The organism is Streptomyces djakartensis (assembly GCF_014651075.1).
In the GTDB taxonomy this organism is placed as follows: domain Bacteria; phylum Actinomycetota; class Actinomycetes; order Streptomycetales; family Streptomycetaceae; genus Streptomyces; species Streptomyces djakartensis.
Genome location: NZ_BMWE01000027.1, coordinates 23007 through 37822, shown reverse-complemented (window position 1 = coordinate 37822; position 14816 = coordinate 23007). Strand labels below are relative to the sequence as shown.

The following is a 14816-nucleotide window of genomic DNA, read 5'->3' as shown; positions in this document are numbered from 1 at the left end:
CCGGAGAGGTTCCTGTGAGAATCAGGGCCATGGAAAGCAGCAGTGCCGCGTCGGGCGGCAGCACGCGCCGCGAGGCCACCCGGCAGAAGCTCTACGAGGCGGCGGTCACACTCATCGCCGAGCAGGGATTCTCCGCCACGACCGTGGACGAGATCGCCGAACGCGCCGGGGTGGCGAAGGGAACGGTCTACTACAACTTCGCGAGCAAGTCCGTCCTCTTCGAGGAACTGCTGCGGCACGGGGTCGGCCTCCTCACCGCCTCACTGCGGGAGGCGGCCGAGCGGACCGAGCGGGAGGGCGGCACGAAGGTCGACGCCCTGGACGCGATGATCCGCGCGGGGCTGGTCTTCATCGATCGCTACCCGGCCTTCACCCAGCTGTACGTGGCCGAGCTGTGGCGTACCAACCGGACCTGGCAGTCCACGCTGATGGTGGTCCGGCAGCAGGCCGTCGCGGTCGTGGAGGGCGTGCTGAGCGAGGGCGTGGCGGGCGGCGAGTTCAGCGACGAGATCGACGTCCCGCTGACGGCGTCCGCGCTGGTCGGCATGGTCCTGGTGGCCGCTCTCGACTGGAAGTCCTTCCAGGCGGAGCGCTCCCTGGACGACGTCCACGCGGCCCTGTCCCGACTGCTCCAGGGACGGGTCAGCGGCTGCCGCTGACCGGACGGCGGCGCGCGCACATGTGAAAGCGCCGGTCCGGTGTGGCCGCGTCCCCCGCGGGCCACCTCGAACCGGCGCCTTCCCTGCTCCCCCGTTCGCCCTGCTCCCCCGTGCGTCCCCCGCAGGACCCGCAGGACCCCCGTTCGGTCGTCCCCCGGTTCTCCCCGTGCCTCGCTCCCGCCGACGCCGCCGGCGGAAGGAGCGGATCGCGGGCCCGGCCCCGTTCCGGCGCCCCGTGTCGCCGGTGCCGGAGCCGTGCCCCTCTCCGTGTCTCCACTCTCTCGTTCCCACGGTTCGTCCCCCATCCGCGCGCGTACTCAACTCCCCGGCTAGGTACGCGTACTCAGGGCTGCGCACCCGACCCCAGAACGCTCCGCCCGCGGGAGCTGTCCGTGCGGGCCGATAAAGTCCCTGGCATGGCACGGATTGCGGTGATCGGCGCCGGGATGGGCGCGCTGGCGGCCGCCGCCCGGCTGGCCGTCGCGGGCCACCGGGTGGTGGTGTACGAGCGGACGGACACGTACGGCGGAGCGCTGCGCCGCTTGGAGCGCGACGGGTTCTGCTTCGACACGGGCCCCGGCCTGCTCCCGCTGCCCGCCGTCTACCGCGACCTGTTCGTCAAGACCGGCAAGGAGCCGCTGGAGCGTTGCGTCGAGCTGGTCCAGGTCGACCCGTCGTCCCGGCACGTGTTCGCCGACGGCACGGAGGTGTCACTGCCGAACGCCTCACGCGCGGGCGTCGTGGCGGCGCTGGACGAGGCGCTCGGCTCCGGGACCGGCGAGCGGTGGGGCGACTTCCTGGTGCGGGCCCGCGAGGCCTGGGACCGGACCCGCCGGCCGCTGCTGGAGGAGCCGCTGTGGCCGAACTGGCAGGTGCTGGCCGGGCGCGAGCCGTACCCGGCGGCGCCCCGCAAGCGGCTGCTGCGCACCCGCCGGGCCGGCACGCTCGCCGAGGTCGCGGCCTGGGAACTGCGGGACGCCCGGCTCGCCGCCCTCCTGGAGAGCCACGCCGTCCGGTACGGCCTCGACCCGCGGAGCACCCCGGCGAGCGCGGCCGTACTGCCGTACCTGGAGCACGCCTTCGGCACCTGGTACGTGCGCGGCGGACTGCGCGAGCTGGCCCGGGCGGTCTACGAGCGGTGCGTGGCCCGCAGGGTCGAGTTCCGGTTCGGGGCCGAGGTGGCCGGGGTGCGGGAGAAGGACGGCCGGGTGTCGGGGGTGGAACTCGCCGACGGGACTCTCGCGGAGGCGGACTTCGTGGTCGCCGGTGTCGCGCCCGGCACGCTGGACCGGCTGACGGCGGGGACCGGGGTGCGGGGCGACGGCGAGGTGCCGCCGCAGCCCCCGGCGGCCAGCCGGCTCACGGTGCTGCTGGCCCTGCGCGGCGGCCGCCCCGCGGGCACGGCACACCGCACGGTGGTGCACACGGCGGACCGGGAGGCCGAGTTGGAGGCCTTGTCCGGCACGGCGGCGCGGGACCTACGCCCCACGGTCACGATCATGCGGCCCGACGACCCGGCCCTGGTCCCGGGCCCGGACCACGAGGCGGTCGCCCTGAGCGCGGTGGTGCCCGCGCTCCCCGGCCGGCCCTTCGAGCAGCATGCCGAGCACATGATCGACGTCGCCGAGCGCGCCGTACCCGGCCTGCGCGACCGCATCCTCTGGCACGAGGTGCGCACTCCTGCTCACATCGCGGACGCGACGGGCGCGGAGGGTGGAGCGGTGCCGGTCCCGGCACTGGCCGCGGCCGGCGGGCGGCTGCTGCACCCGTCCAACAGCACGCGCGTGCCCGGACTGTTCGCCGTCGGCGGCTGGGCGCATCCTGGTGGCGGACTGCCGCACGCCGGCATGTCGGGCGCGCTGGTCGCGGGACTGATCGTGGAGGGGCCGGACTTCCGGGGCTCGCAGTGAGCACTCCGGCCCCGGACGGAGCCGGGCTTCAGAAGCGGTACTGCTCGTCGAAGCCGTTGCCGTGCGCCTGCTGCCCCTGGCTCTGGTACGGATACGTCTGCTCCTGCGGCAGTTCGTGACCGTACTCGTCGGTGTCGCGCTGCTGCGGCACCCACACACCGCCGGGCGGGGACTCACCGCCGTAGGTGCCGGCGTACTGGTCCTGGCCGTAGCTCTGCTGGCCGTAGTACTGCTGGTCGCCGTAGCCGGTGTCGTACGAATTCGAGCCGTAGGTCCCGGTGCCGATGTACGGGTCGGAGTAGGCGGCGTACTGCTGCTGGCCGGAGGCGTCGTAGCCCTCCTGCTGCCCGTAGCCCGAGTAGTCGTAGGCGTAGGACTGGTCGGCGCCCTGGGCCGTGGCGGCGTACTGGTCGTGGGACGAGCCCGAGTGGTACCCGGTGTCGCCGTAGACGCCGTAGGAACCGGAGTCCTCGGGCATCGGCTGCGGCTCGTAGACGGCCGTGGTCCCGGCGTCCGTCGCGCGGCTGGAGCGGGCCGGGCTGAAGACGTCGTCGTGGTCGTAGTCGTCGTCCTGGCCGTGGGCGGCGGTGTCGCGGTGGTAGTCGGCGCCCTCGTCGCCGTAACCGCCGTCGGCCGCTTCCAGGCCCGAGACCTCGAGGACCGGCTCCTGGCGGCCGCGCTCACCCCGCCGGCGCTTGCTGCCGCCCAGCGCCGGCGCGTTCATCGCCCAGCCGGCGGAGAAGCCGCTGCGGAACGACAGGGTGACGTAGGTCTGCCCGACGGCGAAGGCGGCCGCGCCCAGGCCGATCACGACGACCGACGGGATGAGCACACCGACCACGACGCCCAGGAAACCGGCGAAGGCGAGCAGCCGCCAGCGCAGCCGCGCCTTGTACTGCAGCAGCACCTCGCCCAGCAGCCACAGCGCGACGACGCCGAACGCGATGTAGAGGACCGTCCAGCCCATGTACGCCCCTCTCCCAGTGGCCGCTACGCAGTGTGTCGTATACCGGTGCGAACGGTCTAGGCCTGCGGTGAGCCGTGCAGGCCCAGGTTCTCGTAGATTTCCAGTGTCGCGGTGGAGTTGTTGAGCGTGATGAAGTGCAAGCCGGGCACGCCCTCGGCGAGCAGCCGCGCACAGAACTCCGTGGCGAATTCGATACCAATGGAGCGTACAGCGGCGGGATCGTCTTTTGCTGTGAGGATCCGCTCTTTCAGGGCGGCCGGGAACGCCGCGTTGGTGAGGGACCCGATCCGCTCCAGCGTCCGCACACTGGCGATCGGCATGACCTCGGGGATGATCGGGGTCTGGCACCCGGCGGCCGAGACGCGGTCGCGGAGGCGGAGGTAGTCCTCCGGCTGGAAGAACATCTGGGTGATGGCGTAGTCGGCGCCCGCACGGCACTTGTCGACGAAGTGGCGGACGTCGGTGTCCCAGTCGGTGGAGCGGGGGTGCATCGCCGGGAAGGCGGCGACGCCCACACAGAAGTCGCCGGACGCCTTGATCAGCTCGACGAGTTCGGCCGCGTAGGCGAGGCCCCGGGGGTGCGGCACCCACTCGCCCATCGGGTCGCCCGGCGGGTCGCCGCGCAGCGCGAGCATGTTGCGGATCCCGGCGTCGGCGTACTGGCCGATGATGTTGCGCAGGTCGGCCACCGAGTGGTCGACGGCCGTGAGGTGCGCGATCGGCGTGAGGGTGGTGTCCGAGGCGATCGCCTCGGTCGCCTTGACGGTGCCCGCGCGGGTGGAGCCGCCGGCTCCGTAGGTCACGGAGACGAAGTCGGGCGCCACCGCCTCGACCCGGCGCAGCGCGTTCCACAGGTTCCGCTCGCCCTTCGGGGTCTTCGGGGCGTAGAACTCGAACGAGTACGTCGTTTTGCCGGTCGCGAGCATGTCACGAACCGTGCGCGCGTGGTCCGACCTGATGGATGCGGTGCCGAGGGCCATACCGGCAGATTAGCCAGGGGTGGTCGGCCCCCCAACCGGACGCTGGACATTTGCCCGAATTGTCGCCCTGTTCGTCCACCCCTTGGGACACATTGGCGTGTTACTGCTCCCGCAGGCGCTTCGCGAGCTCGGCCGAAGCCGCGCCCGGGTCATCGGCCTCGGTGATCGCCCGCACGACGACGACGCGCCGGGCTCCGGCTTCCAGGACCTGGTCCAGGTTGGCGAGGTCGATACCGCCGATGGCGAACCAGGGGCGGTCGGTGCCCAGGGCGGCGGTGTACCGGACGAGGTCCAGGCCGGGGGCGTGACGGCCGGGCTTGGTCGGGGTGGGCCAGCACGGGCCCGTGCAGAAGTAGTCCACGCCGTCCTGCACGGCCGCCGCCGCGGCTTCGGACCCGGCGTGGGTGGAACGGCCGATCAGGACGTCCTCGCCGAGTATCGCGCGGGCGGCCGGGACCGGGAGATCGCCCTGGCCGAGATGCAGGACGTCGGAGCCGGCGGCGTGGGCGACGTCCGCGCGGTCGTTGACCGCGAGCAGCTTGCCGTGCCGGGCGCAGGCGTCGGCGAAGACGGCCAGGTGCTCCAGCTCCTCGGCCGCCTCCATGCCCTTGTCGCGCAGCTGCACGATGTCCACACCGCCCGCCAGCACGGCGTCCAGGAACTCCACGAGGTCGCCCTGCCGCTTGCGGGCGTCGGTGCACAGGTAGACCCGGGCGTCGGCGAGCCGGTCGCGGGCGGTGGTGGCGGTGCCGGGCATGTGTGTCCCCCTGGTTCGTCGGTCTGGTTCGTCGGTGTCGGGTCGGGGCGCGGGAGCGCTGCCGGTGCCGGGCAGGGGCGCGCGGGAGCGCCTGCGCCGGTGGCGGCCGAGGCGTGGAACGCCCCTGCCAATGCCGGGCTGAGGCGTGGGAACGCCTCGACCGGTGGCTTGCCCGGCGTCAAGGAGCCGCCACGGCCTGGACGCACCGCTGCCGGTCGGGGTGTGCCGCGGGAGCGGCGCCACCTGCCCCAGAGCGCCAAGCGCCGAGCGCGCCGTGGGCACATTACGCGCCCGGCCCGGGTTCACTCAGGCCCGGACCACTGAGCGGGGCGAACCGGCACGCACCGGCCCCGGCCGTGACCCCAGGGGCCCCGGCCCGCTCACCGGGCGGTTGTGCGGGCCCGGCCCCGCTCACACGGCAGGGCCGGACCGTTGTTCCGGTCGGGTCCGTCAGACCGCGAGCGCCTGGGCGCGGCGCTTCACCTCCGTGCCGCGATTCTCACTCAGCGCCTGCGCCGGCGTGCCGGGCAGGCTGGGGTCGGGGGTGAAGAGCCACTCGAGCATCTCTTCGACCGTGAAGCCGTCGTCCCGCAGCAGCGTCAGGGTCCCGGACAGGCCCTTGACGACCTTGTCCCCGTCGATGAAGGCCGCGGGGACGTGCAGCGCGCGGTTCTCACCACGGCGTACGGCGATGAGCTGGCCCTCCTTGACCAGCTGCCGCACCCGTGTCACCTCGACGCCGAGCTGTTCGGCGATGTCGGGGAGGGTGAGCCAGGCAGGGACGAGAGCATCGATCTTTGCGTCAATCTCGGTCACGGAAACCAGCCTGCCATCCCCCGCTGACAGTCGGAAGCCGGGCCGGTCCACCTGGGCGGATCCACCGCACCCGACGCGCCGCCCGACCGCTACGACGTGGCCGCCTTCAGCGGCCTCGCCGGGTCCGCCAGCAGCGCCGGGTTCATCGCCGCGCCCGCCTCGATCAGGCGGCGTCCCTGCGCCAGGTCCCGGGGACGGCCCACCGCCAGCAGCGCGACCAGCCGCTCGCCACGCAGCCAGCACACCGTCCAGGCCGGTCCGGCCGGGTCGCCGCGCCACAGGGTCGTGTCGGCGGCCGCATGGTGTCCGGCGTACTGCACGAAGCGCCCGAACTGCTCGGACCAGAAGTACGGCACCGGGTCGTACACCGCCGGGGGCTCCCCGGAGGCCCGTCCGACGATGTTCACGGCGACCGTGCGCGGGCCCTGAAGGGCGTTGTCCCAGTGGTGGACCAGGAGACGCTCGCCGTACCGCCCGGAGGGGAAGGAGGAGCAGTCGCCGACCGCGTACACGTCCGGCACCGACGCACGCAGGTGCTCGTCGGCCACGATCTCGCCGTGGGCGCCCAGCTCGATCCCGGATCCGGACAGCCAGTCCGTGGCGGGACGGGCCCCGATGCCGACGACGACCGCGCCCGCGGGCAGCCGCGTGCCGTCGTCGAGGAGCACCGCGCCGGGCTCGACGCGCTCCACACGCGTGCGCGTGCGCAGCACGGCTCCCGCGTCCGCGTACCAGCCGGCCATCGGCGCGGCGACCTCGGCGGGCAGCGCCCCGGCGAGCGGCCGCTCGGCGGCCTCCACCACGGTCACCGCGCAGCCCGCCTCGCGCGCGGCGGTGGCGAACTCGGCGCCGATCCAGCCGGCACCGACGACCACCACGTCGTGCTGGCGCGCCAGCACCGGCCGCAGCCGCTCGGCGTCGTCCAGGGTGCGCAGCAGGTGCACGCCGGGCATGCCCTCGGACCCGGGCAGCCGGATCGGCTCGGCACCCGTCGCGACGACCAGGACGTCGTAGGGCACGGGCCCGTCCGCGGTGTCCAGCTCCTTCTCGCCCGGGCGCAGGCCGGTCACCTCGCAGCCGAGCCGCAGCTCGATGCCGAGGGCCTCGAAGTCGACGTCGAAGGCGGAGTGCTCGGACTTGCCGAGCAGCACGGCCTTGGACAACGGGGGCCGGTCGTACGGCTGGTGGGGCTCGGCGCCGATCAGGACCACGTCGCCGGTGAAGCCCCGCTCCCGCAGGGCGACAGCGGTCTGCACACCGGCCATGCCCGCGCCCGCCACGACCACCCGCCGCGGCGCGGACGACCCTGCTTCCTGCCTCTGCTCGCTCACCTGATCACCATAGACAACTGACAGTCTGTCAGTCAGTGCTCATGCGGAGTGACCTGCTCCACAACACTCGTCCCGTTGCCCGGCTGGGACTCCCACTCCCAGGTCTCCTCCAGCCGCACCCGCCCGTCGGGCAGGTCCACGACCGTCGAGACACAGTGCCCCGAGGACGTGGTCCCGTCCCCCTTGAGCTGTACGTACCGGAAGTCCAGCGTGTCGCCCTCGCGGGTACCCACGAGATGTCCGCGTACGACGTCGCCGCCCGCGTACTCCGCCCAGATCTCACCGTCCCGCTCGTGGTACGTGAACCGGGTGCGGGTCCCCACCTGGCCCGGTGCCTGGTCGGCCACCGGGACGAGGACGAGACCGTCGAGGGATCGGGCCATGGGCGGAGGCTCCCTTACTGCGGCATGGGCCATCGGGCTAGGGTTGTGGCCAACGTAAGGCACTCGCGGGAGCCCGGACGCACCGGGCTGAGAGGGAGGCTGGCGGCCTCCGACCGTACGAACCTGATCCGGGTCATGCCGGCGAAGGGAGGGGCTGGACGCCCATGTCGCGTACACGAACGTCAGACGTCCTCGTCATCGGGGGCGGGATCATCGGCCTGGTCACGGCCTGGCGGGCCGCGGGGCGCGGGCTCGCCACGGCCGTGGTGGATCCCGAGCCGGGCGGCGGGGCCGCACAGGTCGCGGCCGGCATGCTGGCGGCCGTCACCGAACTGCACCACGGCGAGCAGACCCTGCTCGGCCTGAACCTCGCCTCCGCCAGGCGCTATCCGGACTTCGCGGCCGAGCTCACCGAGCTGACCGGTCAGGACCTCGGCTACCGCCGGTGCGGCACCCTCGCCGTCGCCCTGGACGCCGACGACCGGGCCCACCTGCGCGAACTGCACATCCTGCAACAGCAGTCGGGCCTGGAGTCGCAATGGCTGTCGGGGCGGGAGTGCCGGCGCCTGGAGCCGATGCTCGCGCCGGGCGTGCGTGGTGGGCTGCGGGTCGACGGCGACCACCAGATCGACCCGAGGCGGCTGGCCGGTGCTCTGGTGTCCGCGTGCGAACGGGCCGGTGTGGTCTTCCACCGGGTCTGGGCGCAGCGGCTCACCGTCACGCGCGACCGCGCCGCGGGTGTGGTCACGGCCGACGGCACCGTGCTGGGCGCCGGGCAGGTCGTGCTGGCCGGGGGCAGTCTCAGCGGGCGGTTCGCGGGCGTACCGCAGGACGTGCTGCCGCCGGTGCGGCCGGTGAAGGGGCAGGTCGTACGGCTGACCATGCCACGGCGGCACGGGCCGTTCCTGAGCCGGACCGTGCGCGCGGTGGTCCGCGGCAGCCACGTCTACCTGGTGCCGCGCGAGAGCGGCGAGCTGGTCATCGGGGCGACCAGTGAGGAGATGGGCTGGGACACCACCGTCACCGCGGGCGGTGTGTACGAGCTGCTGCGCGACGCGCACGAGCTGGTCCCGGGCATCACCGAGCTGCCGCTCACCGAGACCCGGGCCGGGCTGCGGCCCGGCTCCCCCGACAACGCGCCGCTGATCGGCCCGACCGGTCTGGAGGGGCTGCTGCTGGCCACCGGGCACTACCGCAACGGCGTGCTGCTCACACCGGTCACCGGCGACGCCCTGGCGCACGCCCTGACCACGGGCGAACTGCCCGAGGAGGCACGCCCCTTCACCCCGAGACGCTTCACCACGGCACTCACGGAGCAGCCCGCATGAACATCTCCGTCAACGGAGAGCCCAGGGACGTCCGGCCCGGCACGGCTCTCGACGCCGTCGTGACCTCGCTCACCTCCTCGACCTCCGGGGTGGCCGCCGCCCTCAACGAAACCGTGGTCCCGCGCGCGCAGTGGCCGTCCACTCCCCTGGCCGAGGGAGACCGCGTGGAAGTCCTCACCGCCGTCCAAGGAGGCTGACCATGGCCGACGATCCGTTTGTCCTCGGTGACACGTCCTTCACGTCCCGCCTGATCATGGGTACGGGCGGCGCGCCCAGCCTCGACGTGCTGGAGCGGTCGCTGGTCGCGTCCGGCACGGAGCTGACGACGGTCGCGATGCGGCGGGTGAACGCCTCGGTGCACGGGTCCGTGCTGTCGGTGCTGGACAAGCTCGGCATCCGGGTGCTGCCGAACACGGCGGGCTGCTTCACCGCCGGCGAGGCCGTCCTCACGGCCCGTCTGGCGCGTGAGGCCCTCGGCACGGATCTGATCAAGCTGGAGGTCATCGCCGACGAGCGCACTCTGCTGCCGGACCCGATCGAGTTGCTGGACGCGGCGGAGACGCTGGTCGACGACGGGTTCACCGTGCTGCCGTACACGAACGACGATCCTGTGCTGGCGCGGAAGCTGGAGGACGCGGGCTGTGCGGCGATCATGCCGCTCGGGTCGCCGATCGGGTCCGGGCTGGGGATCCGCAATCCCCACAACTTCGAGCTGATCGTGGAACGTGCGGGGGTGCCGGTGATTCTGGACGCGGGGGCCGGTACGGCGTCGGACGCGGCGCTGGCGATGGAACTGGGGTGTGCGGGCGTGATGCTCGCCTCGGCGGTGACGCGGGCGCGGGAGCCGGTGTTGATGGCTGACGCGATGCGGCACGCGGTGGAGGCGGGGCGGTTGGCGTACCGTGCGGGGCGGATTCCGCGGCGGCACTTCGCGGAGGCGTCTTCTCCTGCCGAGGGCATGGCTGAGCTGGATCCGGAGCGGCCTGCTTTTCAGTAGCTGTGCGGTGGCGCTGAGGTGGGGGGGCGTTTGCAGCCCGGCGTTGCGGGGTGCCGCCTGCGCCCACCCGTGCCGCCCCAAGCGGCACGACTGCCCGCAGACTGGGTAACCCTCGTCACAGGTCCGCTGCAGTCGCGGACGTGGCGAGTGGGTGTCGGTGGTGGCTCGTAGACTCGCGTGCGTGGACACGACCCTTCAGGACCCCTTGGTCGGGCAGGTGCTCGACGGCCGGTATCGCATCGACGCGCGGATCGCGGTCGGCGGGATGGCCACGGTCTACCGGGCCGTGGACACCCGGCTCGACCGGGTCCTCGCGCTCAAGGTGATGCACCCCTCGCTCGCGGTCGACGGCTCCTTCGTCGAGCGGTTCATCCGCGAGGCGAAGTCGGTGGCCCGGCTGGCGCACCCGAACGTGGTGCAGGTCTTCGACCAGGGCACCGACGGCTCGTACGTCTACCTCGCCATGGAGTACGTCGCGGGCTGCACCCTGCGGGACGTGCTGCGTGAGCGCGGTGCCCTGCAGCCGCATGCCGCCCTGGACATCCTGGAGCCGGTGCTGGCCGCCCTCGGCGCCGCGCACCGCGCCGGGTTCGTGCACCGCGACATGAAGCCCGAGAACGTGCTCATAGGGGACGACGGCCGGGTCAAGGTCGCCGACTTCGGACTCGTCCGGGCCGTGGACACCGTGACGAACACCACCGGCACCGTCCTCGGCACGGTCTCCTACCTCGCGCCCGAGCAGATAGAGAACGGCGCCGTGGACCCCCGGGTCGACGTGTACGCGTGCGGCGTGATGCTGTACGAGATGCTGACCGGCGACAAGCCGCACGACGGGGACGCCCCCGCGGTGATCCTCTACAAGCACCTGCACGACGACGTCCCGCCGCCTTCGGCCGCCGTGCCCGGTCTGGCGTACGAGCTGGACGAGATGGTGGCCTCCGCGACCGCCCGCACCCCCGACGTCCGCCCGCACGACGCGGTGGCACTGCTCGCGCGGGTCCGTGACGGGCGCGCCCGGCTGACCGCCGAGCAGCTGGACGTCATGCCGCCGCAGGCGCTCACGGCGGACCACGACAACGCCGACGACCGGACGAGCGTCATCCCGCGTGCTCTGGGCACGCGCCCGCTGCCCGTCAACGAGGACGAGGAGGCTTCCGGGGCCTCCATCGACCGCACCAGCCGGTTCCGGTCCCCGCCGCCCCCGCCCTCCCGGCGCCGCCCGGGACCCCGGCGCGGCCCGCTGGCGATGGTCGCCGCCGTCCTGCTCGTGCTGGGCCTCGGTGCCGGTGTCTGGTACATCAACTCGGGTCAGTTCACCGAGGTGCCCCCGCTGCTGGCGAAGACCCAGGACCAGGCCGAGGAGCGGCTGGCGCAGGCGGGTCTCGATCTCGGCAAGGTCGAGCACGCCTACAGCGACACCGTGGAGCGCGGCCAGGTCATCAGCAGCGACCCGAAGGCCGGGGCACGCGTCCGCGGCGACGACTCGGTGAGCATCACCGTCTCCGACGGCCCCCGCAATGTGCGCGTACCCGCCCTCGCGGGCCGGCCGCTGGACAAGGCGCGGTCCCTGCTGAAGGAGGACGGCCTGGAACCGGGCATGGTCACCCGGGAGTTCAGCGAGGACGTGCCGAAGGGCTCGGTCGTCTCCGCCCGCCCGGCCGACGGCACGAAGGTCCGGGCGGGCACGGCCGTCGCGCTCGTCGTCAGCAAGGGCAGCCCGATCGACATCCCCGACGTCACCGGCTCGGACGAGGCCGACGCCCGGTCCGAGTTGCTGGACGCCGGACTCGAGGTGAAGATCGCCACCGTGCGGGTCAACTCCTCCGAGTTCGACAAGGGGCAGGTCGTCGAGCAGAGCCCGAACCCCGGCGGCCGGGCGGCCGAGGGCGACACGGTCACGCTGACGCTGTCCAAGGGCCCCGAGATGATCGAGGTCCCGGACGTGGTCGGTGACAGCGTCGACGACGCGCGGCGGGCCCTGGAGGGCGCCGGGTTCCAGGTCGACGAGGACCGCGGCCTGCTCGGGCTGTTCGGTGACGAGGTCAAGGGCCAGTCCGTGGAGGGCGGCGAGAGCGCGCCCAAGGGCTCGACCATCACCATCAAGATCAGGTGACGGGCGCGGGCGGAGGCCCGTGGACGGGGCGGAGCCGGACGCATGACACCCTGAACGGGTGAACAACCAGCTGTCCGGCCCCTCCCGCAACCCCGTGGGCGGCCACGTCCCCGTGGCCGGTGGCCTCCACACCGTCGGCCTGTCGTACGCCCGCGAGCTGCGGGCGGAGACCGTCCAGGTCTTCGTCGCCAACCCGCGCGGCTGGGCCACCCCGGCCGGGAACCCCAGGCAGGACGAGGCGTTCCGTGCGGCGTGCGCGGCCGAGTCGCTCCCGGCGTACGTGCACGCCCCCTACCTGATCAACTTCGGTTCGCACACCGAGGCGACCGTGGAGCGGTCGGTGGAATCGCTCCGGCACTCGCTGCGGCGGGGGCGGGAGATCGGGGCGCTGGGCGTGGTCGTGCACACCGGCAGCGCGACCGGCGGCCGGGAGCGGTCGGTGGCGCTGAAGCAGGTGCGCGAGCACCTGCTGCCGCTGCTGGACGAGCTGACCCATGACGACGACCCGTATCTGCTGCTGGAGTCGACCGCCGGCCAGGGCGCCTCCCTGTGCTCGCGCACGTGGGACTTCGGCCCGTACTTCGAGGCCCTGGACGCCCACCCGATGCTGGGCGTGTGCCTGGACACCTGCCACGTCTTCGCCGCCGGGCACGACCTGACCGGCCCGAACGGTATGCACCGGACGCTGGACCTGCTGGTGGACACCGTCGGCGAGGGCCGGCTGAAGCTGATCCACGCGAACGACTCCAAGGACGTGGTCGGCGCCCACAAGGACCGGCACGAGAACATCGGGGCGGGCCACATCGGCGAGGACCCGTTCCGGGCGCTGATGACGCACCCCGCCACCGAGGGCGTGCCCCTGGTCATCGAGACGCCGGGCGGCAAGGAGGGGCACGCGGCGGACGTGGAACGCCTGAAGAAGCTGCGCGACGGCTGACGCGACGGCCGGCGCCCCACCGGAGCCGGTGACCGCCGCGCCCCCGCCTTTGCGGGTGCGGCGCTCAGACGCCGGGGCCGTCCCCGGGCTTCTCCTGGTACGAGTAGCGCTGCTCCTGCCACGGGTCGCCGATGTTGTGGTAGCCGCGCTCCTCCCAGAAGCCGCGCCGGTCGGCGGTCATGTACTCCACGCCGCGCACCCACTTGGGGCCTTTCCAGGCGTACAGGTGGGGCACGATCAGGCGCAGCGGGAAGCCGTGCTCGGCGGTGAGCAGTTCGCCGTCCTTGTGGGTGGCGAACAGGACCTGCTCGGAGGCGAAGTCGGACAGCCGGAGGTTGGAGCTGAATCCGTACTCGGCCCACACCATCACATGGGTGACGTCGTCCGCGGGCGGAGCGAGGTCGAGGATCGTGCGGGCCGGGATGCCGCCCCATTCGACGCCCAGCATGCTGAACTTCGTGACGCAGTGCAGATCGGCCACGACGGTGGTGTACGGCAGGGCCGTGAACTCCTCATGGGTCCAGCAGTGCTTGCCGCCGCCGGAGGTGGCCCCGAAGACCCGGAACTCCCAGCGCTCGGGCCGGAACTTGGGGACGGGCCCGTAGTGCGTGACCGGCCAGCCGCGCTGCAGACGCTGTCCCGGCGGCAGCCCGGGCTGCGTCGCTCCAGCTGAATCGCGCCCTTCTCCCGATTCGCTTCCCACCGGCTGACCCATGACTCCATCCTGACAGACCCCGGGAGGTGCCCCGGACAGGGCCCGGCTCAAATCGGGGCAACCAGAACTAAGCATGCACTTACTTACTAAGTGAAGACTTACTGGACGATCTTCGTCCCCGATGGAATCATGCGGCGCAATCCGCCAGTTCCCCCGCGTGGAAGGAGCCTCTGCGATGCAGGGCGACCCCGAGGTCCTCGAATTCCTGAACGAGCAGCTGACCGGCGAGCTCACCGCGATCAACCAGTACTGGCTGCACTACCGCATCCAGGACAACAAGGGCTGGACGAAACTCGCCAAGTACACGCGTGAAGAGTCCATGGACGAGATGAAGCATGCGGACAGGCTCACCGAGCGCATCCTCATGCTGGACGGCCTGCCCAACTACCAGCGGCTCTTCCACGTACGGGTCGGCCAGACCGTCACCGAGATGTTCCAGGCGGACCGGCAGATCGAGGTCGAGGCGATCGACCGTCTCAAGCGCGGGATCGAGGTGATGCGCACCAAGGGCGACATCACGTCCGCCAACATCTTCGAGGAGATCCTCGCCGACGAGGAGCACCACATCGACTACCTGGACACGCAGCTGGAACTCATCGACAAGCTCGGTGAGGCGCTGTACCTCGCACAGCAGATCGAGCAGCCGAGCTAGGGGTGCCCCCGCGAGGCACTGCCGTCAGGCGGCGTCCTCGAGGTTCGTGAGTACCGGCTCGCCCTGGTCGGCCAGCTCGCGGCGCGGGCACGCGCCCCTGCCGAGGATCGCCTGGATACGGCGCACGCACGACCCGCAGTCCGTCCCCGCCTTGCAGGCGGAGGCTATCTGGCGTGGGGTGCAGGCGCCGCTGTCCGCGTGCTGCCTGACCTGCTGCTCGGTGATCCCGAAGCAACTGCAGATGTACACGCGGTCCACCTCCCGACGGGTT

16 protein-coding genes and 1 riboswitch are annotated in these 14816 nt (G+C 72.4%); of the genes, 8 read left to right on the top strand and 8 right to left on the bottom strand.

Going from position 1 to position 14816, the window contains the following annotated elements:
- The first annotated feature begins 29 nt into the window (after positions 1-29).
- A complete protein-coding gene (locus IE212_RS31235; protein WP_190201338.1) occupies positions 30-659 on the top strand; it encodes a TetR/AcrR family transcriptional regulator in 630 nt (209 codons plus the stop codon).
- Positions 660-1075: 416 nt separating this feature from the next.
- Entirely contained in the window at positions 1076-2569 is a 1494-nt protein-coding gene (locus IE212_RS31230) for a phytoene desaturase family protein (protein WP_190201337.1), read from the top strand.
- A gap of 28 nt (positions 2570-2597) precedes the next feature.
- On the opposite strand, the gene IE212_RS31225 is transcribed toward IE212_RS31230, so the two are convergent.
- The 6 genes from IE212_RS31225 to IE212_RS31200 form a co-directional block, all read right to left on the bottom strand.
- Positions 2598-3536, bottom strand: coding sequence for an SCO2102 family sporulation regulator (locus IE212_RS31225; RefSeq protein WP_190201336.1), 939 nt, complete (start codon positions 3534-3536; stop codon positions 2598-2600).
- 56 nt (positions 3537-3592) lie between these two features.
- A complete protein-coding gene (metF, locus tag IE212_RS31220) occupies positions 3593-4516 on the bottom strand; it encodes a methylenetetrahydrofolate reductase [NAD(P)H] (protein WP_190201335.1) in 924 nt (307 codons plus the stop codon).
- Between the two features lie 100 nt (positions 4517-4616).
- On the bottom strand, positions 4617-5273 hold the full coding sequence (gene thiE / locus IE212_RS31215; RefSeq protein ID WP_190201334.1) for a thiamine phosphate synthase: 657 nt from the start codon (positions 5271-5273) through the stop codon (positions 4617-4619).
- A 450-nt stretch (positions 5274-5723) separates the two neighbouring features.
- On the bottom strand, positions 5724-6089 hold the full coding sequence (locus IE212_RS31210) for an Rv2175c family DNA-binding protein (RefSeq protein ID WP_020274483.1): 366 nt from the start codon (positions 6087-6089) through the stop codon (positions 5724-5726).
- Between the two features lie 89 nt (positions 6090-6178).
- On the bottom strand, positions 6179-7420 hold the full coding sequence (locus IE212_RS31205) for an NAD(P)/FAD-dependent oxidoreductase (RefSeq protein ID WP_190201333.1): 1242 nt from the start codon (positions 7418-7420) through the stop codon (positions 6179-6181).
- A 32-nt stretch (positions 7421-7452) separates the two neighbouring features.
- A complete protein-coding gene (locus IE212_RS31200; protein WP_190201332.1) occupies positions 7453-7803 on the bottom strand; it encodes an avidin-fold protein in 351 nt (116 codons plus the stop codon).
- 55 nt (positions 7804-7858) lie between these two features.
- Positions 7859-7970, top strand: a riboswitch (TPP riboswitch).
- Here IE212_RS31200 and thiO point away from each other — a divergent pair.
- The 5 genes from thiO (at position 7968) to IE212_RS31175 (ending at position 13178) form a co-directional block, all read left to right on the top strand.
- Entirely contained in the window at positions 7968-9131 is a 1164-nt protein-coding gene (gene thiO, locus IE212_RS31195) for a glycine oxidase ThiO (RefSeq protein ID WP_190201331.1), read from the top strand. (Overlaps the previous riboswitch by 3 nt.)
- The gene (gene thiS, locus IE212_RS31190; RefSeq protein ID WP_190201330.1) at positions 9128-9328 is read left to right on the top strand and encodes a sulfur carrier protein ThiS; all 201 of its coding nucleotides are present in this window, start codon (positions 9128-9130) and stop codon (positions 9326-9328) included. The genes thiO and thiS overlap by 4 nt, the downstream gene beginning before the upstream one ends.
- Positions 9329-9330: 2 nt before the next feature.
- On the top strand, positions 9331-10128 hold the full coding sequence (locus IE212_RS31185) for a thiazole synthase (protein ID WP_190201329.1): 798 nt from the start codon (positions 9331-9333) through the stop codon (positions 10126-10128).
- A 181-nt stretch (positions 10129-10309) separates the two neighbouring features.
- On the top strand, positions 10310-12241 hold the full coding sequence (gene pknB, locus IE212_RS31180; RefSeq protein WP_190201328.1) for a Stk1 family PASTA domain-containing Ser/Thr kinase: 1932 nt from the start codon (positions 10310-10312) through the stop codon (positions 12239-12241).
- A 58-nt stretch (positions 12242-12299) separates the two neighbouring features.
- A complete protein-coding gene (locus tag IE212_RS31175; RefSeq protein WP_190201327.1) occupies positions 12300-13178 on the top strand; it encodes a deoxyribonuclease IV in 879 nt (292 codons plus the stop codon).
- A 64-nt stretch (positions 13179-13242) separates the two neighbouring features.
- On the opposite strand, the gene IE212_RS31170 is transcribed toward IE212_RS31175, so the two are convergent.
- A complete protein-coding gene (locus tag IE212_RS31170) occupies positions 13243-13893 on the bottom strand; it encodes a sulfite oxidase-like oxidoreductase (RefSeq protein ID WP_190201326.1) in 651 nt (216 codons plus the stop codon).
- A gap of 175 nt (positions 13894-14068) precedes the next feature.
- On the opposite strand from IE212_RS31170, the gene bfr reads away from it, so the two are divergent.
- Positions 14069-14545 carry a bacterioferritin gene (gene bfr / locus IE212_RS31165; protein WP_190201325.1) on the top strand — a complete coding sequence of 159 codons (477 nt, stop codon included), beginning with the start codon at positions 14069-14071 and terminating at the stop codon, positions 14543-14545.
- A 24-nt stretch (positions 14546-14569) separates the two neighbouring features.
- Here the strand turns inward: bfr and IE212_RS31160 are convergent, their stop codons facing one another.
- Positions 14570-14803: a (2Fe-2S)-binding protein gene (locus IE212_RS31160; RefSeq protein WP_190201324.1), complete on the bottom strand. Its 234-nt coding sequence runs from the start codon at positions 14801-14803 to the stop codon at positions 14570-14572.
- Between the last annotated feature and the right edge of the window lie 13 nt (positions 14804-14816).